The sequence below is a fragment of the Rhizobium sp. Leaf321 genome (genome assembly GCF_001423215.1).
In the GTDB taxonomy this organism is placed as follows: Bacteria; Pseudomonadota; Alphaproteobacteria; order Rhizobiales; family Rhizobiaceae; genus Neorhizobium; species Neorhizobium soli.
Window position 1 is genome coordinate 78,416 of the sequence record NZ_LMOF01000007.1, and the last position, 22,265, is coordinate 100,680.

The 22,265-nt window shown below is 59.5% G+C and carries 19 protein-coding genes and 1 tRNA gene; 15 read left to right on the forward strand and 5 right to left on the reverse strand.

Features of this window, described 5'->3' with window-relative positions; genetic code table 11:
- Positions 1–63: 63 nt before the first annotated feature.
- Both ASF70_RS13175 and ASF70_RS23985 read right to left on the reverse strand, forming a co-directional pair.
- On the reverse strand, positions 64–705 hold the full coding sequence (locus ASF70_RS13175; protein ID WP_062580325.1) for an exopolysaccharide biosynthesis protein: 642 nt from the start codon (positions 703–705) through the stop codon (positions 64–66).
- Positions 706–1,502: 797 nt separating this feature from the next.
- Entirely contained in the window at positions 1,503–1,679 is a 177-nt protein-coding gene (locus ASF70_RS23985; protein ID WP_156461831.1) for a hypothetical protein, read from the reverse strand.
- 308 nt (positions 1,680–1,987) lie between these two features.
- Here ASF70_RS23985 and ASF70_RS13180 point away from each other — a divergent pair, with 308 nt between their 5' ends.
- Positions 1,988–2,683, forward strand: a complete 696-nt coding sequence (locus ASF70_RS13180; RefSeq protein WP_139283852.1) for a hypothetical protein — start codon at positions 1,988–1,990, stop codon at positions 2,681–2,683.
- 139 nt (positions 2,684–2,822) lie between these two features.
- Complete coding sequence (locus ASF70_RS13185; protein ID WP_062580327.1) at positions 2,823–3,011, forward strand: hypothetical protein; 189 nt, start codon at positions 2,823–2,825, stop codon at positions 3,009–3,011.
- Positions 3,012–3,195: 184 nt separating this feature from the next.
- Here ASF70_RS13185 and ASF70_RS13190 read toward each other — a convergent pair.
- Positions 3,196–3,269 (reverse strand) — tRNA-Cys (locus ASF70_RS13190).
- Positions 3,270–3,577: 308 nt separating this feature from the next.
- Between ASF70_RS13190 and ASF70_RS13195 the strand changes: the two genes are divergently transcribed.
- The 6 genes from ASF70_RS13195 to exoR all read left to right on the forward strand — a co-directional run bounded on the left by ASF70_RS13195 (position 3,578) and on the right by exoR (position 11,664).
- On the forward strand, positions 3,578–3,775 hold the full coding sequence (locus tag ASF70_RS13195) for a hypothetical protein (protein ID WP_062457584.1): 198 nt from the start codon (positions 3,578–3,580) through the stop codon (positions 3,773–3,775).
- A gap of 132 nt (positions 3,776–3,907) precedes the next feature.
- On the forward strand, positions 3,908–4,555 hold the full coding sequence (locus ASF70_RS13200; protein WP_062580328.1) for a protein-L-isoaspartate O-methyltransferase: 648 nt from the start codon (positions 3,908–3,910) through the stop codon (positions 4,553–4,555).
- 241 nt (positions 4,556–4,796) lie between these two features.
- Positions 4,797–5,747: a DUF2497 domain-containing protein gene (locus ASF70_RS13205; RefSeq protein WP_082471943.1), complete on the forward strand. Its 951-nt coding sequence runs from the start codon at positions 4,797–4,799 to the stop codon at positions 5,745–5,747.
- A 119-nt stretch (positions 5,748–5,866) separates the two neighbouring features.
- The gene (locus ASF70_RS13210; protein WP_062580330.1) at positions 5,867–8,782 is read left to right on the forward strand and encodes a valine--tRNA ligase; all 2,916 of its coding nucleotides are present in this window, start codon (positions 5,867–5,869) and stop codon (positions 8,780–8,782) included.
- 376 nt (positions 8,783–9,158) lie between these two features.
- A complete protein-coding gene (locus ASF70_RS13215) occupies positions 9,159–10,394 on the forward strand; it encodes an OmpP1/FadL family transporter (RefSeq protein ID WP_062580332.1) in 1,236 nt (411 codons plus the stop codon).
- A gap of 475 nt (positions 10,395–10,869) precedes the next feature.
- Complete coding sequence (gene exoR, locus ASF70_RS13220; RefSeq protein WP_062580334.1) at positions 10,870–11,664, forward strand: exopolysaccharide production regulator ExoR; 795 nt, start codon at positions 10,870–10,872, stop codon at positions 11,662–11,664.
- A gap of 55 nt (positions 11,665–11,719) precedes the next feature.
- Here exoR and xth read toward each other — a convergent pair whose 3' ends face one another.
- Together xth and erpA are read right to left on the reverse strand one after the other, a co-directional pair.
- The gene (xth, locus tag ASF70_RS13225; protein ID WP_062580336.1) at positions 11,720–12,529 is read right to left on the reverse strand and encodes an exodeoxyribonuclease III; all 810 of its coding nucleotides are present in this window, start codon (positions 12,527–12,529) and stop codon (positions 11,720–11,722) included.
- A 95-nt stretch (positions 12,530–12,624) separates the two neighbouring features.
- Positions 12,625–12,954, reverse strand: coding sequence for an iron-sulfur cluster insertion protein ErpA (gene erpA / locus ASF70_RS13230; RefSeq protein ID WP_062580337.1), 330 nt, complete (start codon positions 12,952–12,954; stop codon positions 12,625–12,627).
- Between the two features lie 186 nt (positions 12,955–13,140).
- Between erpA and ASF70_RS13235 the strand changes: the two genes are divergently transcribed.
- The 7 genes from ASF70_RS13235 (at position 13,141) to ASF70_RS13265 (ending at position 22,247) form a co-directional block, all read left to right on the forward strand.
- The gene (locus ASF70_RS13235; RefSeq protein WP_062580339.1) at positions 13,141–14,361 is read left to right on the forward strand and encodes a deoxyguanosinetriphosphate triphosphohydrolase; all 1,221 of its coding nucleotides are present in this window, start codon (positions 13,141–13,143) and stop codon (positions 14,359–14,361) included.
- A gap of 63 nt (positions 14,362–14,424) precedes the next feature.
- Positions 14,425–16,182, forward strand: coding sequence for an arginine--tRNA ligase (gene argS / locus ASF70_RS13240; RefSeq protein WP_062580341.1), 1,758 nt, complete (start codon positions 14,425–14,427; stop codon positions 16,180–16,182).
- 212 nt (positions 16,183–16,394) lie between these two features.
- Positions 16,395–19,139, forward strand: coding sequence for an SPOR domain-containing protein (locus ASF70_RS13245; RefSeq protein ID WP_244474037.1), 2,745 nt, complete (start codon positions 16,395–16,397; stop codon positions 19,137–19,139).
- A 78-nt stretch (positions 19,140–19,217) separates the two neighbouring features.
- Complete coding sequence (gene nagZ / locus ASF70_RS13250) at positions 19,218–20,234, forward strand: beta-N-acetylhexosaminidase (RefSeq protein WP_062580345.1); 1,017 nt, start codon at positions 19,218–19,220, stop codon at positions 20,232–20,234.
- Between the two features lie 25 nt (positions 20,235–20,259).
- On the forward strand, positions 20,260–21,108 hold the full coding sequence (locus ASF70_RS13255) for a ScpA family protein (protein ID WP_062457551.1): 849 nt from the start codon (positions 20,260–20,262) through the stop codon (positions 21,106–21,108).
- 17 nt (positions 21,109–21,125) lie between these two features.
- Positions 21,126–21,821: an SMC-Scp complex subunit ScpB gene (gene scpB / locus ASF70_RS13260; protein ID WP_244474064.1), complete on the forward strand. Its 696-nt coding sequence runs from the start codon at positions 21,126–21,128 to the stop codon at positions 21,819–21,821.
- Positions 21,822–22,016: 195 nt separating this feature from the next.
- The gene (locus ASF70_RS13265; protein WP_062457545.1) at positions 22,017–22,247 is read left to right on the forward strand and encodes a twin-arginine translocase TatA/TatE family subunit; all 231 of its coding nucleotides are present in this window, start codon (positions 22,017–22,019) and stop codon (positions 22,245–22,247) included.
- Positions 22,248–22,265: the final 18 nt, after the last annotated feature.

Here is a 22,265-nt window from a genome sequence, read left to right on the forward strand (position 1 = left end):
CATGATGTCAACCAGACCGGGAGAAGCTGTCGCCTGGTGCGAGAGCTTCTCCCGGAATGAGGCTTATCCGGCGAGTGACGCCAGGCCCTGGCCGGCGGCGAACGCGCCATAAGCAAGCGCCCCGAAATAGACGATCGTTGCAAGGTTGAAGAAATAACCGCCGAGAACGACGAGACCATCCCGCTGAACCATGCCTGTCGACAGAAGCAGAATAGCAATGCCGGGCAGCGTGTTGGACAGGGGGATGAGGCCGAGCGGAAACATCAGCAGCACACCGGCGAACGTGATTGCGAGGCCATTGACCCTGTTGGCAATGGGCCCGGTCGTGATGCCGGCCATGCGGTGCTTCAGATATTTGTCGAGCCTGGAGACGATTTTCACACCTTTCTCAAGGGTCGGCACCAGCTTTGCGCTGTCGAGTTCCCGATCGAGAATCGCACGAGGAAGCCAAGGCATCCGGTTCAGCACCACAGCAATGCTGATCATTATGATGGCCGCGCCGAACACGGTGCTAACACCCGGGATCGAAACGGGCAGCAGAAAGGGGAGGGATGTGACCGCGCAGATCAGCAGAAGACCCTGTTCACCGACGCCATCCATCAACTGACGCAGCGTCACGGTGCCGCCGTCAATCCGACCGATCAATTTCCTCAGCGTTTCGCTGAGACCTGCCGATGTATCTTCGAATTCCGCGTTATCCTGCAAAGCTGCACCTCTATCATAAGAAATGCAGTCTGAATAACAGCAGAAACAAGCAACTCAAAGGCAACAAAACGAACTCGCGCGACGCGCGGCGCGTCAGTCGACCATCAAGCCGCCTCCAGATGTACCGGTTATTGACACGAGCAACGCGTCGCGATTTCCCGGCTGCGCATGCAATCCACTATTTCGGTTGCGCCCAGCGGTCGTAGAGGCCGCAGGCCACCACGACAGCAAGAGTGCACAAAACGAATGGATTCAACGCGGCTACAAAATCGAGATACTGCATAACGGTCTCCTCTTCCCGTTACCCAAGCCGCCAGATGTCTCCCACACCTGACTTCAGACACTCTAACACGATTTTGATCCGTGAGCGAGAATGTTGATCAGGGCGAGCGTGCGGCTTGTGGGGGACGAGGAGAGGCCGTCAGTCAGCGTGTCTCGGTGAGACCGTCAAAACAGGGCAACGAAAAGATGCCCCACATAAATGATGCTGACGAGGGATATAATAGTCGTGAACGCCATGACGGCGTCGGAAGATGAGAGCTTCATATCGAACCATCGCCGTCATGGCGATCCTCTGACAAGGGTATGGCGGCAACATCGCCGTCTGCCTATTTCTAGGACAAATAGTTTAACGCAGCCCTATGGAGGAACGTTAATATCTGGTTACGACCCGATCGTGAAATGTTGCGGCATCGTGTCGATGCTATGGGCGGGGCTCTCTCGGCACCCGCGCAGACCCCATACCGCTGCGCGACCATGTGATCACGGCAAGCTTGTCCGATACGAGCCGTTCAAGTCTAATTGATGCTGTTTGGGAGAGGGGTTTTGGGCTCGTCCGGCTTGTCGCGGCCGGCCGGCAGAAGCTGACCGGACAGTTCCACCAGCGGCGTCTGCGACAATGCCTTGGCTGCCTCCGCAAGCAGTGCGAGTTGCCGCGCAATATCTGCGAGTTGTGTGGCGGGATCATCCTTCAAATCGGCCTCGCTGCGATCATTCCGTGAGGGGCCGGAAATAGACGCGCCTGCAGAAATGTAAAGGAAATTTGCTAATAGAAGCAATAAATCAACGGCGTGAAGGACTGCTCGACAGTTTTTCGGGTTTGCCGGTTTCCTTGGAAACAGGGGCCGAGCAGAATCTGTCCGCCGTCAAAAACATGGACTACCGGCTTCTCCAGTAGTAGACCGTTTTCATCCAGAATCGGCGCGCACGGCACCGGTCAGCGGTCCGCTAAGCGGTCCACGCCCTCAATCAACACTCGTCGACATGAATTTTGAGAATCGAAATGCTCCCACACCACGCCTACGCTGTTACTTCCCGTCCTTGGTATCTTTTGACACTGGCATTGGTCGGGGCTGCCGTTCTGTTCGCTATAGACCTTGCGAGTAACGGTTTTACGACAGCACTGACGAAGGAAACCGGCGCGCTCGAGATTTCGACGGCCCTTCTTTACGCCTATACCGCAATGGTGTGGCTGTGGACGCGCACCGGCGACATATGGCGGCGGGACTGGCAGGTTGCGGCCATCATGCTGTTGATGATGGGGCGAGAACTCGACCTCGACAAGCGGCTGACCAGTGTCGGCATGCTCAAGAGCAACCTCTACCTGACGAACATGGCGCAACCTGTCGAGCGCGTCTTTGGCGTTCTGGTGATCCTGTTCGTGGCAACCGTCGCGTTCCGGCTGATCGTTCGCAACGGCCCTGAGCTTCTCTCCGGCGTCAGGTATCGCGCGTCCTGGGCTTGGAACATCATCGCGGCGATCGGTCTTGCCATTGTGTCCAAGTCGATCGATGGGCTGGATCGCAAGCTTGCGCCTTTTGGCGTCATTGTCAGCGATCACACCAATCTTCTGTTGGGTATCGTCGAAGAAGTGCTGGAATTCGGCATTCCGGTCATGTTCCTGGTGGCGACCATAAGCTCGATCGATCTTTCCGCGGCAGCCAGGGGACGCAAGCCGGCAGCGGCGTCTGCTCTCTGACATCATCACGCTTCGCGCCCAATCCTTGAATTCTTGACACAAACCAGCGACCGGTGCCGATAAACGTCCGGTCTCTGGCATCCCGCTTATTGCCTCGAACGCAAAGCGCGGTAGTTGTTCCGGTTCACAGGAGCCGAACATGCAGCCGGAAAATCGCGTCCAACGCTATAAAGACACTATCCAAATCCTTCGTGCGGACATCGAGTGGCTAACCACGAGCGGGTTCAGGACGCAGACGACATCGAACGAGACCCTCATCGCGGAGTTGGAACTGGCCGCAGAGGCGTATCGTGGCTTGGTCGAAGAACTGGTGCGGCCGGTGGGCTGATCCGGGCAGGCGACAGCTTCAGTCGCGAATTGGCGGAAGGCTGGCGGGCGTGAAAGAAGATCCGCTGGCGTTCTCGTGCACCAGTCGCAATACCTAAATAACATCGAGGAATGTGCGCGACCGGACATATCGTGTCGATCGGCTGGAGCCGATGCTAACCTATTGCGATATATCAAGAAAGGGATGGAGGCCTCGCCCGGAATTGAACCGGGGTACGAGGATTTGCAGTCCTCTGCGTCACCACTCCGCCACGAGGCCATCCGATGCTAAAAAAGCGAGTGGTGGCGCCGAATTAGAACGAATCTCCGATGGGTGCAATACCCTTCTGTTCAATCCTCGACGTTTTTATCCACTTCGTCAGCGGCGCCTGTCTGTACCGGTGATGAAGGGCGCCTGCAAAACGCGGCGTCCTCGGAAGATACCCCTGCGGGGGAGGCTGTATGCAGCGTGTTCGCGTCATCTGGCTGTGTTGATCCTATGGTAAATATTTCACGAATATTCCTCGCGGTCAGGGGAACGGAACCGAGCTCTTCCGACTTTAGTGAGCGAAGCCCACGGAGTGAAAAATGCTGAACCGATTGATCACCGCACTCTACAGACCCGTCACCGAAGATGATGCGACTGGCACGTTTGCAGATGGAGCCTTTCATCTGAGTGCTGCCGAGCAGTTGGCATTCGATCGCAGCCATAGCCTGCGCAAATCCTACGGACACGATGTCGTCCTCGCCAAGAAGCGCGAGCTTCCGACCCTTATCCTGCACTAAGCAAGAGTTGCACGAGCGCCTGCATCACCGTGTTTTTTCCAATCGATGCGCGCGCTATCTTGAAAGCGCAGCGAGAGGCAAGTAACACGGCTGAAGGATTGGCCGGTACGCCGGCGCTGTGAGGCAGATGACATGATTGATTTCGAAGCAGCCCGTGTGAAGATGGTCGAGAACCAGATCCGCACGACAGACGTGACGGCACATTCCGTGCTTCAGGCGTTTCTCACGGTACAGCGCGAAAACTTTGTTCCGGCCAAGTCGAAGTCACTGGCCTATATCGACAACGATGTTGAAATCTGTCCCGGTCGCTTCCTTATGGAAGCCTCGCCTCTGGCCAAGCTTTTGCAGTTGGCTGCGATTACCAAGTCGGATACGGTGCTCGAGGTCGGCACAGGCAGCGGATACATTTCTGCGCTTTTGTCGCTTCTCGCGAAATCGGTCGTGTCGATCGAATCCGATGAAGCGCTCGCCGAGCAGGCAATCGCCAACCTCGCGGGCGCCCACAACGTGACTGTCGTCACGGGCGACATGGAAAAAGGCGTTGCGAACCAGGGCCCTTACGATGTCATCTTCATTGCCGGCTCGATCGAAGACGTGCCGGCTGAACTTAGTGCGCAGCTCAAGGATGGCGGGCGTCTGGTCGCCGTTCTCGGATACGGAAATGCCGCGCAGGCGACGCTCTTCGTCAAAGAGCAGGGTGCACTGTCAAAAAGCGCTCACTTTAACGCGTCGATCAAACCGTTGCCGGGATTCCGCCGCGCGAAGGATTTCGTATTCTAAAATCGGCTTGCTGACGATTTGCGAAGTTTAGAAAGGGGGCCTTGGCCTCCTTTTTGTTTTTCCAGCGCGATACAAATCGGCAGCGGGGATTCACGTCGGCAACAAATCTGTGTATCGCTAGAGTCGTTGATGCGCCCGTCGTTGTATCGCGAGACGAGGTTCGTAAAGTGAAAACGAATCAGACCTTTGAAAAGAGGTCGTCTGCCGACCTGGCACCCAGTCGGCGAGAACGGGGATGAAAATGGCTCAGCCAAGTGTAGCGCGTGAACCGTCAATGGAAGAGATCCTGGCTTCGATCCGCCGGATCATCGAAAGCAACGAGCCGGTCGGCGAGGGTTCACCAGATCAGGCATCGCGTTCGCCCTATGCGGATGACGATCTGATCGACGATATCGACGATACGGACTTTGCGTCCGATCTTGCCGCTGGCATCGCTGCAAACGACCCGGGCCTTCCTCTTCGTGCCCATTCACCGGCCCCGATGCCGTTCCAGTCGGAACCCTACGCCCCCGCATCTGCAAACGACGCACCCAAGCCTGTTTCCGCATCGACAGTCGACCCTGAGATTTCATCATCGGGTGAGCGCTCGCTCTCGCTTGCCGACGTTGCGGCCCGCGTCCGCGCCGCTTCGGCCCGCCAGCAGGAAAATGCGATGAGCCGCCCGGCACCGGCGCCGCGCCTGTCGATGCCCGCAGCCGAGAAGGCATCCGCTGCAATCTCGGCCTTTGCCGACGTCGCGCTGCGTGACACCATCGCCCCTCTCGAAACAAGGCCTGCGGCAATGGTATCCAAGCCGATCGAGACCCCTATGGCGAAAGACGTCGAGCCTGCAGGACCATCGCCCATTCCAGCGCTGAAGCCGCAACCGGCAGTCGCGCAGCAGCCGGAGATGTCCGAGCCGGTCGAACAGCCGGCACCGAAGGCGCAACCGGCTCAACAGGAAAATCTTCCTGCGATGATCGAGGAGGCCGCTGCAACGCTCCTTTCGGTCGAAGCGGGCGCGCAGGTGACAAAATCGTTCAACGAACTTGCAGCCGTCTTCGATGGGCTCGAGCGTCGCTCTGTCGAGGATATGGCGCAGGAAATGCTGCGTCCGATGCTGCAGGAATGGCTGGACGACAACCTGCCGACACTGGTGGAGCGTCTCGTGCGCGAGGAAATCGAGCGCGTCGCCCGCGGCCCGCGTCGCTAAATCGCCTCCAATGCCTGTCATCAAGGCCGCTCCAACCGGGGCGGCTTTTTTATTGACTTCACGGCCTCCACGTCTTTAACACCGCACCATCTCATTCAAAAAGAAAAACGGGTCAGGAAATGCTCGAAAAGACCTACGATTCCGCCGCCGTCGAACCGAAGATCGCCAAAGCCTGGGACGATGCGGACGCCTTCCGTGCCGGTGCCAACGCAAAGCCTGGTGCGGAAAGCTTCACCATCGTCATCCCGCCGCCGAATGTGACCGGCTCGCTGCACATGGGGCACGCGCTCAACAACACGCTGCAGGATATCATGGTCCGCTTCGAGCGCATGCGCGGCAAGGACGTGCTGTGGCAGCCGGGCATGGACCATGCGGGCATTGCCACGCAGATGGTCGTCGAGCGCCAGCTGGCCGAGCGAAAGCTTCCCGGCCGTCGCGAGATGGGCCGCGAGGCCTTTGTCGAGCGCGTCTGGGAATGGAAGGAAGAGTCGGGCGGCCTGATCTTCAACCAGTTGAAGCGCCTCGGCGCATCCTGCGACTGGTCGCGCGAACGCTTCACCATGGACGAGGGTCTGTCCAAGGCCGTTCTCGAAGTCTTTGTCACGCTCTATAAGGAAGGCCTGATCTACCGCGGCAAGCGGCTGGTCAACTGGGATCCGAAGTTCGAAACGGCGATCTCCGATCTTGAAGTTGAGTCCAGGGAAGTCGAAGGCCACATGTGGCACTTCAAATACCCGCTGGCCGGCGGCGAGACCTATACCTATGTCGAGAAGGATGCGGACGGGAATATCGTGCTTTCCGAAGAGCGCAATTATATCTCGATCGCCACGACGCGTCCCGAAACCATGCTGGGTGATGGTGCGGTTGCCGTCCATCCGTCGGACGAGCGCTATGCGCCGATCATCGGCAAGCTGTGCGAAATCCCTGTCGGCCCGAAGGAGCATCGCCGCCTGATCCCGATCATCGCTGACGAATATCCGGAACCGGATTTCGGCTCGGGCGCGGTCAAGATCACCGGCGCGCATGACTTCAACGACTACCAGGTCGCCAAGCGCAACAAGATCCCGCTCTATCGCCTGATGGATACCACCGCCTCGATGCGCGACGATGGCGACGCTTATTCTGTCTATGCGGCCAAGGCGCTGGAGATCGCCAAGTCCGGCGAACTGCCGGGCGAAGCCGATATCGACGAGATCAATCTGGTTCCGGAAGAGTATCGCGGCCTCGACCGCATGGTCGCCCGCAAGAAGATCATCGAGACGATCAATGCCGAGGGCCTTGCCGTTACCGTCAAGGACAGCGAAGGCAACGACATTCCGTATGTCGAGGCAAAGAAGATCATGCAGCCGTTCGGCGACCGCTCCGGCGTCGTCATCGAGCCGATGCTGACGGATCAGTGGTTCGCCGACGCCAAGACGCTGGCAGAACCGGCGATTGCTTCGGTTCGCGAAGGCCGCACCAACTTTGTCCCGAAGAACTGGGAAAAGACCTATTTCGACTGGATGGAAAATATCGAGCCCTGGTGCATTTCGCGCCAGCTCTGGTGGGGACATCAGATTCCTGCCTGGTACGGTCCTGATGGTCAGTGCTTCGTCGAAAAGTCCGAGGAAGAAGCACTCGACGCGGCCATCCAGCATTATCTGGCACACGAAGGCCCATGGAAGGCCTGGGTTCAGGAGAAGCTCGAGAACTTCAAGCCTGGCGAGATCCTGATCCGCGACGAGGACGTGCTCGACACCTGGTTCTCGTCGGCACTGTGGCCCTTCTCGACGCTGGGCTGGCCGGACAAGACGCCGGAACTGGAGCGCTATTACCCGACCAGCGTTCTCGTCACCGGCTTCGACATCATCTTCTTCTGGGTTGCCCGGATGATGATGATGGGCATGCATTTCATGAAGGATGCGGAAGGCGAGCCTGTCGAGCCGTTCCACACGATCTACGTTCATGCGCTGGTTCGCGACAAGAACGGCCAGAAGATGTCGAAGTCGAAGGGCAACGTCATCGATCCGCTCGACCTGATCGACGAATACGGCGCCGATGCGCTGCGGTTCACGCTGGCCATCATGGCGGCACAGGGTCGCGATGTGAAACTCGATCCGGCCCGTATCGCCGGCTACCGCAACTTCGGCACGAAGGTCTGGAACGCAACGCGCTTCGGGGAGATGAACGGCGTCAAGCGTGATGCGGGCTTTGATCCAAAGAATGCCAAGCTGACCGTCAATCGCTGGATCCTCACGGAACTGTCGAAGACCGTTTCTGACGTTACCACCGCGATCGAGACGCAGCGCTTCAACGAGGCTGCCGCTTCGCTCTACCGCTTCGTCTGGAACCAGGTTTGCGATTGGTATGTCGAGCTGTTGAAGCCGATCTTCATGGGCGAGGATGAAGCCGCCAAGGCCGAGGCGCAGGCCTGCATGGCCTATGTCCTGGAGCAGAGCTACGCGCTTCTCCACCCGTTCATGCCGTTCATGACCGAGGAGCTCTGGGCTCACACGGCAGCCCGTGACGGATTGCTCGCCCATGGCGACTGGCCGGTCTCCGGTTTTGCGGACGCTGACGCTGCCGACGAGATCAACTGGCTTGTCGATCTGGTATCCGGTCTCCGCTCTGCACGGTCCGAAATGAACGTCCCGCCATCGGCGACAGCACCGCTCATCATGGTTGGTGCCAATGCGGTCACCTCGTCGCGGCTCGCGCGTCACGAGGCGGCAATCTGCCGGCTCGCGCGTGTCGAGAGCATCTCGACAGCTGACGTCGCCCCGAAGGGTGCGGCACAGATCATCGTCGGCGAGGCGACGGCCTGCCTGCCGCTCGGCAACCTGATCGATCTCGGCACGGAGAAGGCCCGAATCGAGAAGGCGATCGTCAAGAACGAGCAGGAAAAGGACCGTCTCGGCAAGAAGCTCTCCAACGAGAAGTTCATTGCCAATGCCGATCCGGACGTGGTTGCCGCTGACCGGGAGCGCCATGCCGAGCTGGAAGGTCAGCTCGAAAGCCTCAAGATCGCTCTGCAGCGGGTCATCGAAGCCGGCTGATGACCAAGGTCTCCGCCGTGCTCTAGGCCGGCGCCAACGAACGAATCTCTGAAAGCCGCGGTCCTGTGACCGCGGCTTTTCGCTGCGCTTCGACCCAGAAGTTCCGTTTGCGTGCACATGCACAACGGGAGAAAGCCGCAATGTTGCCGCATTGTCACATCGCCGCGCCCATGCGGGATGGTGTTCTAATTCCAGCTACGGTACGGCCCCAGATTAGGTAATTTTGTTCCCAACCACCGATTCGGTGGCGATTGTTCCTCCGCTTACGTAAATTAGCGACCGTTTTGCAGCGCAAGATCGGGGACAGCCGAAAGTTGTTATTTTGGGCAGAGTATTTAGAATTGTCTCAATGACTTGCCTGGGAGTGGGAGACGAGATGCAAAGCAATTACATCGCCAAGGGCGCCTTTGTTCTGATGGCTGGATGGAGCGTTTATTCGCCAGCGTTAGCGGGCGGACTGGAACGTGGGGGATACAATATCGACCTTCTGTTTGACAGGTCGCCCTATGCCGCCGAAGCGACGGCAACCTACGTCATGCCGCAGCGGAAGCTGAAAAACGCGCAAGACACCATCACCGGACCGGACGGCAACCTCAGCACGACACCCGGCTATTCCTATTCGAGCACTGCTGACGACAGCGAGAGCTACTGGTCGCCGCGGATCGGCATCAAGGCGGGTATCGGCGATTCCGTCGACTGCATGTTCGACTATTCTCAGCCCTATGGTGCGCATACCAATCCCGGCGCCAACTGGGCGGGTGCCAACGACAACATCGAGACGAAGGTCGACAGCGACAACTACGCAGCCACCTGTTCCTACCGCTTCGATGCCGGCCCAGGCCAGCTTCGCCTGATCGGCGGCGCGAACTATCTGCGCATGGATGGCTTCAAGGAACGGCTGTTGATCGCCCCTGAAGCGCTTGGCTTCGCGTTCAGCGGTGTTGGTCGTCTGGACCTGGAAGGCGACGGTTGGGGCTGGCGTGCCGGTGCGGCCTACGAAATCCCGGAATACGCATTCCGCGCGAGCCTGATGTATTATAGTCAGGTGAAGCTCGACGAGGTCACCGGTACGGTCGATCTGACGCAGGTCCCGGTCGGCAGCGTCTACGCCGGTACCGTCGTGCCGGTTGAGGGCTCGACTGCTATGCCGGATGCCCTCGAGCTGAAGCTTCAGTCGGGTATCGCACCGGACTGGCTTGCTTTCGGTTCGGTCAAGTGGACGGACTGGAGCCAGCTGCAGCGTATCCCGTTCTACAACAACGGCGTCGAGATCACATCACTCGATCTCGGCTATCGCGACGGCTGGACGATCACCGGCGGCATCGGCCACAAGTTCAACGAACAGTGGAGTGGGGCTCTGAGCCTCACCTGGGATCGCGGCACGTCGCAGGAATTCGGAACGCAGACAGATACCTGGCTATTCAGCGCCGGCGTTTCCTATGCCCCGACCCAGCACGTCGAGATTCGCGTTGGCGGCGTGCTCGGCATCCTGACGGGTGGCGAGTCCAGCGCATCGTCCATTGACGGCATCCCGGTCGGCGACGAAGCGAGCTACGAATATGATAACGACCTGGTTGCAGCACTTTCTACGTCGTTGAAGGTAAAGTTCTGAAAACAGTTACTAATTAGCAAAAGCCCGGTTCGAGCCGGGCTTTTTCGTTTGTGGCGCGTTTTCGCCGACCCCTCCGAATTTGTGACGATTTGGCAACAGTCTTGTGCCACGATGAGCGGGTCGGCGAACAACGGAGATTTTGTCCATTTCCCGCCACAAACAGGGAGCAGCGGTAAAGGAATAACGGACACGGACCGCGGGGGCGGCGCGTGTGAATTGGAGTACCATGGGCGGGTTTTTCAATAGAATACGGGGCTTTGGCCGCGTTGTCGCAGGCGGATCGGATCGCCGCGCACAACTTCGGCGCGTTTTGCCGGCAGGTCCTACTCTTGCCGAAAACGGGACGTACAGTTTCCATTCTAGAACGGCAGCGATAGCTGGCGTCTCGCTGATCGCCGGTTGGCTGATCGGGCCGTGCAATCGGTCGGAGATGGCAAGCTCTATGACTTCCGGGTGTATGGGAAGAAACTGAAACATGTCGAAGTTTGGCATTGTGTCCATGAAAGTATTGCTTCTTGGCGTGTCGCTCACCTCGGCTGTGGTGGGCTCGGCAGCTGCGTTCGACATCCAATCCGGCGTGACCAAGGAATCGGGTCCCTTCGACCTCTTCAAGTTCGGCTTCAAGGCCCACAAGAACGGCCAGAAGGAAGACGCGGTCGAAGCGTATCGCTATGCCGCCGAGAAGGGACATACCGGTTCCCGCTGGGCATTGGCGAACATGTACGCCTTCGGCGATGGCGTCACGAAGAACGATCTCGAGGCGTTCAAGATCTATAACGAGATCGCCACGCAGGGCGTCGAACCCGGCTCGGAAGATACCGGTTTTTTTGTCAACGCGCTTCTGTCGCTTGCGACCTACTATCGCCGCGGCATCCCCGATACACCGGTGAAGCCCGATCTTGCCCAGGCGCGGCAGATCTATTTTCAGGTCGCTTCGACCTTCGGTGTCGCGGAGGCGCAGTTCCAGCTTGCCAAGATGATTCTTGCAGGCGAGGGCGGATCGCCAAACCTTCAGCAGGCGAAGAAGTGGCTGAACCAAGCCCGCAAGAGCGGCCATCCGGGCGCCATGGCCGTTTTCGGCAACATCCTGTTCGACGAGGGACAGACGGTCCGCGGTCTCGCCTTCCTGACGGCTGCACTCGACAAGTGCAGCACGAAGGACTGTATCTGGATGGAGCCCTTGCAGGAGCAGGCTTTTTCTATGGCAAGCGAGGAAGACCGTCGCGGTGCGATCGCGCTTTCGCATGAGTTTGCCAAGGGTATGGACTGAGGAAGCGGCGTCCGCTGCTTCCTGTTAGATCCGGGCGATCAGGGACAAAAACCGCTCAGACCGGCGCGAAATCAAAAATCCCGGCGACCGGGACATGGTCGGACGGTTTTTCCCATCCGCGCACATGCTTCTCGATGACAGTCGCCTTCAACCGGTCGGCAGCTTCCGGCGACAGCATCAGATGATCGATGCGGATGCCGTTGTTCTTCTGCCAGGCGCCCGCCTGATAATCCCAGAACGTATAGAGCTTGGCGGCATCCGTGGTTGCGCGAACGGCGTCCGTCAGGCCAAGATTTTCGAGCGCACGGAATGCCGCCCTCGTTTTCGGCAGGAAGAGCGCATCTGTCGCCCATGCGGCCGGATCGAAACAATCGTGCGGTTCGGGAATGACGTTGTAGTCGCCGGCAAGTATCAGCGGCTCCTCGAGTGCCAAGCATTGCTGGGCATGCAGCCGCAGCCGTTCCATCCAGGCAAGCTTGTACGGGTACTTGACCGGGTCATCGGACGGGTTGCCGTTGGGCAGGTAGATCGACGCAACGCGGATCACGCCGCCCTGAACGGAAAAGACGCATTCGATGTAGCGCGATTGCTCGTCAATTTGTCCGTCGGGACCGACGGCACCGGGTAGACCGCGCATCACTTCGTCGGGTTTTATCTTCGACAGGATCGCCACCCCGTTGAAGCCCTTCTGGCCGTGTGTCTCGACATGATAGCCGAGCGATTCGATCTCTAGCCGCGGAAAGCCTTCGTCGACGGATTTGATCTCCTGGAGGCAGGCGATGTCAGGCGACGAGTCGGCAAGCCATTGACGCAGATTATCGATCCGCGCCTTGACGCCGTTGATGTTCCAGGTGGCAATCTTCATTGCTGTCGTCCTTCCGTCTTCAGCCTATCCTTTTAGCGAAAGACAAGCTGATGGGAAGGGTCGAGTGGCAATCTGATCGGGACGACCGGAAGATCTTAGATGGAGAAGCTGGTACCGCAGCCGCAGCTTGCGACCGCGTTCGGATTCTTGATCTGGAATGACTGGCCAAGCAGATTATCGACGAAGTCGATCTCTGAACCTTCCATGTAGACGATGGACAGGCTGTCGATCAGCACCTTGGCATCGCCGTTGGCGATCACCACGTCATCTGCTTCCGGCGCGCCTGCGAGGTCGAACTTGTAGGAGAAACCGGAGCAGCCGCCGCCTTCAACAGAAACACGCAGAGACTGCTTTTCAGATTCTGCCGCAACGATTTGGGCGATCCGCTTGGCTGCAGCATCGGAGAGAGTTACGTTCATCGTCATTTCAATGGTCTCCTGCCGGGGTAAAGGCCCGGTGAGTCTTGGGTAAAGGCACCCTGATAACTCGAAGATGGATGTCACTGCCGTTGCACACGGCAACACTATAGGTATGAAGACCTGAACGGCGCGTCAATGGGGCGTACCCATACACGACAACACGCGGGCACGCTTGAGGCATTAAGGACGGTTATGGCGATCGATACGGGGGTACTTGGTTTCGGTGGGGGCGAGCGTGCGTTATATGCATCCAATCCCTGGGCCTCGCGGGGCCGCCTGTTTCCCGAAGCGAGCAGCCTGACGCGCTCGGAGTTTCAGCGCGATCGTGACCGTATCGTCCATACGACGGCGTTTCGCAGGCTCAAGCATAAAACACAGGTGTTTATCAGTCCTGACGGCGACCATTACCGAACGCGGCTGACCCATACGATCGAAGTGGCGCAGGTGGCCCGCGCGCTGGCCCGTGCCCTGAAGCTGGATGAAGATCTGGCAGAAGGCGTCGCGCTCGTTCACGATTTTGGCCACACCCCCTTCGGACATACGGGTGAGGATGCGCTCGATGAGCTGATGAAGCCATATGGCGGGTTCGACCACAATGCCCAGTCGCTGCGGATCGTCACCAAGCTTGAGCGGCGATACGCGGAGTTCGACGGTCTCAACCTGACATGGGAAACGCTTGAGGGTCTCGTCAAGCACAATGGCCCTTTGATGATGGCCGACGGCAGCGAGGGTTCCCACGGTCCTTTGCCGCAGCCGATCCGCGACTACTGCCTCCTGCACGATCTCGAGCTTTCGAGCTATGCCAGCCTGGAGGCCCAGGTCGCGGCGATTTCCGACGACATTGCCTACAACACCCACGATATCGACGACGGGCTTCGCTCTGGCCTGCTCACTTTCGATATGCTGGAGGAGGTGCCGTTCCTCGCCGGACTGATGCAGGAAGTGAGGACGAAATACCCCAATCTGGACCCGACCCGCTTTGCCTACGAAGTGACGCGCCGCCAGATCACCCACATGGTCGAGGACGTTATCGCGGTCTCCCAGAAGAACCTTAGAGAGCTTGCACCCGAGAGCGCACAAGATGTGCGCATGGCGGGAAGGGTGATCTCGACCTTCTCCAACGAGATGGCGCAGACCGACAAGCAGATCAAACGAGTGCTGTTCTCCCGGATCTACCGGCACCCCGAAATCATGCGCATCCGGGCCGGCGCCTCGCAGATCGTCGTCGACCTGTTCCATCGCTACATGGACGACCCGGCGCTGATGAAAGGCCACTACTGGGTCAAGCAGATGAACGGCGTCCCGGAGGCGGCCCGTGCGCGCCACGTTGCAGATTATCTTGCCGGTATGACCGACACCTACGCAACCCGCGTCCATGCCGAGTTGTTTGACCAGACTCCTGATTTGCGCTAGGGCCTGCCCGACACCAATGGCTTCGAGGGGCCCGCCCAAAACACTTTGAGCGGATGTAAACATATGAATCTTTTTGCCGAATTCGACAATAGAATTAAGAATGCGCTAGAAACTCTCGAAATCATTCGAGAAAATCGAAGTGCGGTTGATTTCGGACGCCTCACGGTCGAGCCTCCGCGCGATCAGAGCCATGGCGACGTCGCGACCAATGCAGCGATGGTGCTTGCCAAGCCTCTCGGCACCAACCCGCGCGCGCTCGCCGAGATCATCGCCGAAGCGTTGCGTGGCGACGCGGATATTTCGGAAGTCTCCGTTGCCGGTCCCGGCTTCATCAATATCAGGCTTTCCACCGGATACTGGCAGCAGATGCTCGCCAAGATGATCGCGCAAGGGACGGACTACGGCCGCTCGGATGTCGGTGCCGGTCGCAAGGCAAACGTCGAGTATGTCTCGGCCAATCCGACGGGGCCGATGCATGTCGGTCATTGCCGCGGCGCTGTCGTGGGCGATGCGCTCGCCAATCTGATGGCCTTTGCCGGCTATGACGTCACCAAGGAATACTACATCAACGACGCTGGCAGCCAGATCGACGTTTTGGCCCGCTCGGTCTTCATCCGGTACCGCGAGGCGTTGGGCGAAGCAGTCGGTGAGATTCCGGCTGGCCTCTATCCGGGCGACTACCTCGTCCCGGTCGGGCAGGCTCTGGCCGCTGAATACGGTCCCCGGCTGCATGCCATGCCCGAAGACGAGTGGATGCCGATCGTCAAGGAGAAGGCCATCGACGCGATGATGGCCATGATCCGCGAAGATCTCGAAGCCCTCAACGTGCATCACGACGTGTTCTATTCCGAGCGCACGCTGCATGCGGACGGCGCGCAGCGCATCCGTGCAGCGATCAACGACCTGACGTTCAAGGGCCATGTCTACAAGGGCAAGCTGCCGCCGCCGAAGGGTCAGCTTCCCGAAGACTGGGAAGACCGCGACCAGACGCTGTTCCGCTCGACCGAAGTCGGCGACGATATCGATCGTCCGCTGATCAAGTCGGACGGCAGCTACACCTATTTCGCCGCCGACGTTGCCTACTTCAAGGACAAGTTCGACCGCGGCTACGATGAGATGATCTACGTGCTCGGTGCCGACCACGGTGGCTACGTCAAGCGGCTCGAGGCCGTGGCGCGAGCCGTCTCCGAAGGCAAGTCAAAGCTCACTGTTCTTCTCTGCCAGCTCGTCAAGCTTTACCGCAACGGCGAGCCGGTCAAGATGTCGAAGCGCTCCGGCGACTTCGTGACCCTGCGTGACGTCGTGGACGAGGTCGGTCGCGACTCAGTTCGCTTCATGATGCTCTACCGGAAGAGCTCGGAGCCGCTCGATTTCGATTTTGCCAAGGTGACCGAGCAGTCGAAAGACAACCCTGTCTTTTATGTCCAGTATGCCCACGCCCGCTGCATGTCGATCTTCCGCCAGGCAAGGGAGGCGTTTCCGGGTCTGGATACAGAGGCGCTCGATTTCGCTGAAAACATTGGCGAAATCACCGACAAGAGCGAGCTTCAGCTGGTCGCGAAGCTTGCGGAATATCCGCGAATCGTCGAAGCTGCAGCTCTGGCCCAGGAGCCGCACAGGCTCGCATTTTACCTCTATGATCTGGCCAGTTTCTTCCATGCTCACTGGAATAAGGGCAAGGACCAACCGGAATTACGGTTTGTTAACGATAAAAACCGACAATTGAGCATTGCCAGGCTTGGACTGGTGCACGCAGTCGCCTGTGTCCTGAAGTCGGGACTTGCAATCACAGGTACAGCGGCACCTGAGGAAATGCGGTAGAAACGCCCTCATTTCCCCACATTGCACTGGCAGATGAGTTGTAATGGTGGTGAGTGGACGAGCGAATGGCGGACAACAACCTAGCGCGTAGCCGGAATGACGCCCCGGAATTTTTTGCTGACGGCGATCCTCTGGCAGAGCTCGCTCGCATCGTAGGCTACGAGGAACGGACAGTCGCTAATCCGGCTGCCCCTTCCGTGGGTTCTGCGCCAATGGCGGCATCTGCCCGCCGCGAGCCGGCCTTCAATCTCGAAGACGAGTTGCTGCGGGAATTCGAGCAATACGATACTCCGCGGATTGATCCGGTCAACGATATCCCGCTCGACGCCAAGCCTTCCCGCGTGGAGGCGCCTTTGCCGGTCGATCACGGCTATCAGGCTGCGCCTTCTATTTCCTATGAGCCTCCCATCGAACGCGAGCCGGTTTTCGAACAGCCGGTCCAGTCGGTGGTGTCGCAGAAGCAGGAAGATCTCAACCCTTTCGATGCTCCGGAATTTTCCGTCGATCCATTTGGTGCAGCACCTGCAGAGGCGGAAGCTGTTTCCCCTGCCGTCGATGCTCACCGTGCACCGGCCGAGCCGAATTTCGACCCGTCAAATTTCCATGGCCTTCCGACACTCCGTGCGGAGGTAGAGGGCGCCGATGACTATCAGCCTGCGACTCAGTCCAGGCAGGAACCGTCGGTTGACGCTTTTGATCTCGCGTCTGAGCTGGAGAGCTCGTTCGCCGTTGCAGCCGAGCCAGTCGCTGCAGCTCCCATGGTTTCGGCGCCGGAGCCTGTTCGGGCTGAACCCCGCAAGAGCACCGGTTACACGCCGGGCTTCCGCATGCCGCTTGCGAATTTCGGTCTGAATGCCGGTGTCACGCCGCTGGAACGCCCCGTCGAAAAGCCGCCGGTTGTCCAGCCAAAGGCCGTTGCTGCCCCGGTTGAACAGCCTCGCGCGGCTGAACCGGTCGCTGTGAAAGAGGTCGTCCAGCCCACTTTGGAGGCGCAGAAATTTTCGCCGCTTGACGAGCTGGTTTATGACGTTGCCCGTTTCCCGGTCAGCCAGGAAGCTCCTGCGACTGTTCGCGCCGAGCCGAAACTCGAACTGCCGCAGGCTCCGGTCTCCAAGCCGCAGCCAATCGCCGTCGCTCCGATCGTTGCCGCTGTGGCGGCGCCCGTGATCCCGACGCCGGTTCCAACGCCGACTGTTCAGCAGGCGGCACCCGTCGCCGACCTGGCAGATGACTTCGATCCTTTCGCCGACGAAGACTTCGAACTGGCGCTTGACGATCTCGAACTCGATCTAGCCGACATCGTGGTGGCGGAAAACTCCGTTCAGCCGGTGGCACCTGCCGCGGCAATCCCTGCCGCCGTCTCGACGCCCGCGGCTGCAGCAGCACCCATCGTTGCAGCAGCGCCTGAGCCGGAAGAAGAAGTCGCCGTCGTCGAAGCGGAAATGCCGTTCGATGCGGCGATGATTTCCGAATCGGAAGAGCATGTCGAGGCGATCGCCGATCTCAACGTGCCGGACCTGCCGGTCGAGCAGCCGGAAGAAGAGCCTGCCTACGCGTCCGAGTACGATATCGATATCGATGCAGAACTCGCGGCGCTCTTGGTAAACCCGACGTCGCAGACTGCTCCGGCACCGCGGCATCAGGAGGCGGCTGCCCCGGCTTCCGTCGCTGCCGGCAATTTCCCAGAGCAGCCTCGGCAGACATCGGGCAGCGCTTACCCCGACCTCGACGATTTCGAGCGGGCCCTGGAAGAAGACTTCCGTCGCAGCCTTGTCGCGCCGCTTCCGGCCAACGACCATGACAGCGATCTCAACGGATACGAAAACGACCTCGACCAGCGTTCGCCCCGGTCGGCGTCCCGGACGTGGCTTCTTCCCATCGCCGTTGTCGGCGTCCTGGTCGTTGCTGGCGCAGGTGCCTACACGATGCTGGGTAGCGGACCTTCGCGGATGATGGGCGGCGAGCCGGTCGTCATCGCAGCCGATACCGATCCGGTAAAGGTTGTCCCGGAAAATCCGGGTGGCAAGACCGTTCCGAATCAGGACAAGGCTGTTTACGACCGCGTTGCCGGCGCTGCATCCGAAACGCCGAAGCAGGAAGCGCTGATCTCCAGCGAAGAGCAGCCGGTCGATGTCGTTCAAAAGACGCTGATGCCGGAAAGCCTTCCGCTCGAAGGCGAAAACGATATCGATCCGACCGATACCGGCGAGACCCAGGATGCACGTCTGCTACCCGATCAGGGCCAGCAGGTTGCTTCGACGGGCGGACAGGATCCTCTCACCGTTACGCCGCGTCGGGTAAAGACGATGATCGTGCGTCCGGATGGGAAGCTCGTCGAACAGGAAGTGCCGGCTCCGGCGCTCGCTGCGGCGCATACAGGCAAGATGCCGGCGGCTTCGGTGAAGTCTCCGGAACTGGCCCAGCCAGTCACTCCGGCCGCTGCGATCGCCGCATCTGCACCTGCTGCCAGCACGGTTGCCGAAATCATCCCGGCGTCTGCGCCGATGACGGCAGCCACTATGGCGCCACTGGCCACTTCGGCACCTGCTGCTGTCGCGAAGGCGCCCGTCCCGAAGGTTCGTCCTTCGCAGCAGCCGGTCAATGTCGTCGCATCCGTCAGCGATCAGGGCAACGTTCGCGCTCCCGCAGCACAGGTTCAGCCGGTTTCGGCAACTCCTGCCGCTGCCAATGCACAGGTCGCGTCGGTCGGCGAGGGTGGCTACGTCATCCAGATCGCATCGCTGCCATCCCAGGCTGACGCTCAGAGGTCTTACCAGAACCTGTCGTCGAAGTTCGGCAACGTGATCGGCGGGCGCGGGGTCGATATCAAGGCTGCTGAAATCGCCGGCAAGGGTACCTTCTATCGCGTTCGGATCCCGGCCGGCAGCAAGACGGAAGCCGTAGCACTCTGCGAAAAGTATCGCGGTGTCGGCGGCACCTGCCTCGTCGCTCGCTGAGATCTTTGACGAGAAACCATCGAACGGGGCGCACAGCGCCCCGTTTTCTATTCTGCTCCCAGCATTCTAGGATCGAACATGACTGAATCGAAAGCGATGATCCTGGGCTCCAGCGGCCCGCAGCTTACCCAGGACGAAATCCTGCTCTACCGGGATGAGCGTCCCTGGGGTTTCATTCTCTTTGCCCGCAACTGTGTCGAGCCGGCCCAGATCACCGATCTGGTGGCAGCCATGCGTGACACGGTCGGCCGTCCGGATGCGCCTGTCCTGATCGACCAGGAGGGTGGCCGCGTTCAGCGTATCCGTCCGCCAATGATCGAGCGTTATCCCTCGGCTGCCGCCTTAGGGTCTCTCTACAAGAATGACCGTGAAATGGGCTTGCGCGCCGCATGGCTGATGTCGCGGCTGCACGCCTTCGATCTCATGAAGCTCGGGATCAACGTCGACTGCCTGCCGGTCCTGGACGTACCGGTGGAAGGCGCCAGCAACGTCATCGGCGACCGGGCCTATGGCTTCGATCCGAAGACGGTGTCCGAGATGGGGCAGGCTGCGGCCGATGGCCTCAAGGCTGGCGGCATGCTTCCTGTGATGAAGCACATCCCGGGCCACGGCCGCGGCTTGGCCGATTCGCATCATGAACTGCCGGTCGTATCGGCATCGCGGGCGGAACTCGAAGCGCATGACTTCCTGCCCTTCGTGGCGCTCAAGAACGAGTTGATGGCGATGAGCGCGCATATCGTCTTCACCGCGATCGACACGGAAGAGCCGGCAACGATTTCTCGGAAAGTCATCGAGGATGTCATTCGCGGTCATATCGGCTTCGATGGCCTGCTGATGTCCGACGACAGCTCGATGAACGCCCTAAAGGGCACGATCGGCGAGCGCGCGGCGAGAATCGTTGGGGGCGGTTGTGATATCGTCTTGCATTGCAACGGCCTGATGGACGAAATGAAGGCGGTTGTGAACGAGGCGATCCCGCTTGGCGGCGAGGCGCTTCGACGTGCCAAAGCGGTGGAGCAAGGTTTCCCGGTTGCTGATGATGCACAGGAAGACACGCTTCGCGACGAATTCCACGGACTGATTGGGGTCGCCTGACCGCCGACAGTGAAGACGGATCGGAATGGCGATGACAAAAGCTGAAAATGCCATTCCGATGGACAAGATGTGGCAAGACGTGACCGAGCGGGCGATCGATGATCCTTCACTGGTGATCGACGTCGCGGGCTTCGAGGGACCGCTCGATCTTCTGCTGCATCTTGCGCGCAGCCAGAAAGTGGATCTGTCGCGGATCTCGGTCCTGGCACTCGCCGAGCAGTATCTCACATTCGTCGACAGCGCGCGGCGCGTCCGGATCGAACTGGCGGCCGACTATCTCGTGATGGCAGCTTGGCTCGCCTATCTCAAGTCGCGGTTGCTGATCCCCAAGCAGATCAAGATCGACGACGGCCCGACCGGCGAGGAACTGGCGGCAACGCTTGCCTTCCGGTTGAAACGGCTGGAAGCGATCCGCGATGCAGCAGCCCAGCTCGTCAACCGTAACCGACTCGGTCGCGATATTTTTGCACGTGGGGCACCGGAGCATATCCCGCAGCACAGGCCGTCGGCCTATGACGCATCGCTCTACGACCTGTTGTCGGCCTACGCCAATCTCCGGCAGCGCAACGCCATCACCCATGTCACGATCGAACGCCGCAAGGTCTGGTCGCTGGTTGAGGCGAGGGACCTTCTCAACCGCATGCTGGGCGAGATCGGCGATTGGACGGCCCTGCAGCAGTACCTTCTGCCTTATCTGCCGCCGCAGGATCGCGTCACTGCGACTGCCAGCGCCTTTGCGGCCTCGTTGGAACTGGTGCGCGAAGGACAGCTCGAGATTCGCCAGGATGGCGCTTTCCAGACGATCTATCTCAGAAAGGGACCCGGACGGCCGAAGGCCGAGACGTTGCCTCTAAAGGCAGGGACCGCCGAATGAGCCCGGTCGAGGACGCGATGGACGACGACGCGGCAGTGGATGACATTGTGCCGGTGCCCTACTCGTCGGAGGAGATCGAGCGGATCGCCGAAGCCCTCGTGTTTGCATCGGCCGAGCCTGTCTCTGAAGCTTTTCTGGCTGAGCGTCTTCCACGGGGAGAAGATATCCAGGCCGTGATGCAGAGACTGGCGCGCATCTATGCCTCACGCGGAGTGAACCTGGTCAAGGTGGCCGATCGCTGGGCTTTCCGCACGGCAGCAGACCTTTCCTTCGTCATTCGCAAAGACGACAGCGACGTGAAGAAGCTGTCGAGGGCCGCCCTCGAAGTGCTTGCCATCATCGCCTACCACCAGCCTGTGACCCGTGCCGAGATCGAGGATATTCGCGGCGTCCAGACCTCAAGAGGTACACTTGACGTACTGATGGAAGCCGGCTGGGTTCGTTTCCGCGGTCGGCGTCGGTCGCCGGGCAGACCGGTGACACTCGGAACGACAGGAGATTTTCTCGATCATTTCGGGTTGGAAGAGCTACGCGATCTTCCTGGTCTCGAAGAATTGAAGGGCGCGGGACTTCTATCTGGCCGCATTCCATCCGGCTTTTCGGTGCCGGTTCCGGGCTCTGAGGACGAGCTTTCGGACGAGGAAGACCCCATCACCCAGCTTGATCTGGAGGAGCTTGGCTTGCTGCCGCCAACCGGCGACGGTGATGGCTAGCAGGGCTTTCAGCCAGCTTTCCCCTTATTATTCCCGTGTTCCCGAATATGGACCATGCGTGATCGTCCGTTGCCGACAGCAGCGTCGCTAGATCGCGAAAGTCATCCGTTCATAGCTTTTCGTGCAACGTATTTGGTGTTTGAAAAACAAACTTAAAAAGCTTACATCGGGGTCACGTTCCAATGGAGTTAGACTATGGGTTCTTTTAGTGTGTGGCACTGGCTGATCGTTCTAGTCATCGTGCTTGTCCTGTTCGGACGCGGCAAGATTCCTGAGCTGATGGGCGACTTTGCCAAAGGCATCAAGAGCTTCAAAAAAGGCATGGCGGACGAGGATGCCCCTGAGGCAAAGCCTACCGATACTGTGAACGGCGGCAGGACGGTCGATCACAAGCCCGACGAGATCAAGGAAACCACCCGGTCTTAATTGGTCGGGAGGGTTTCA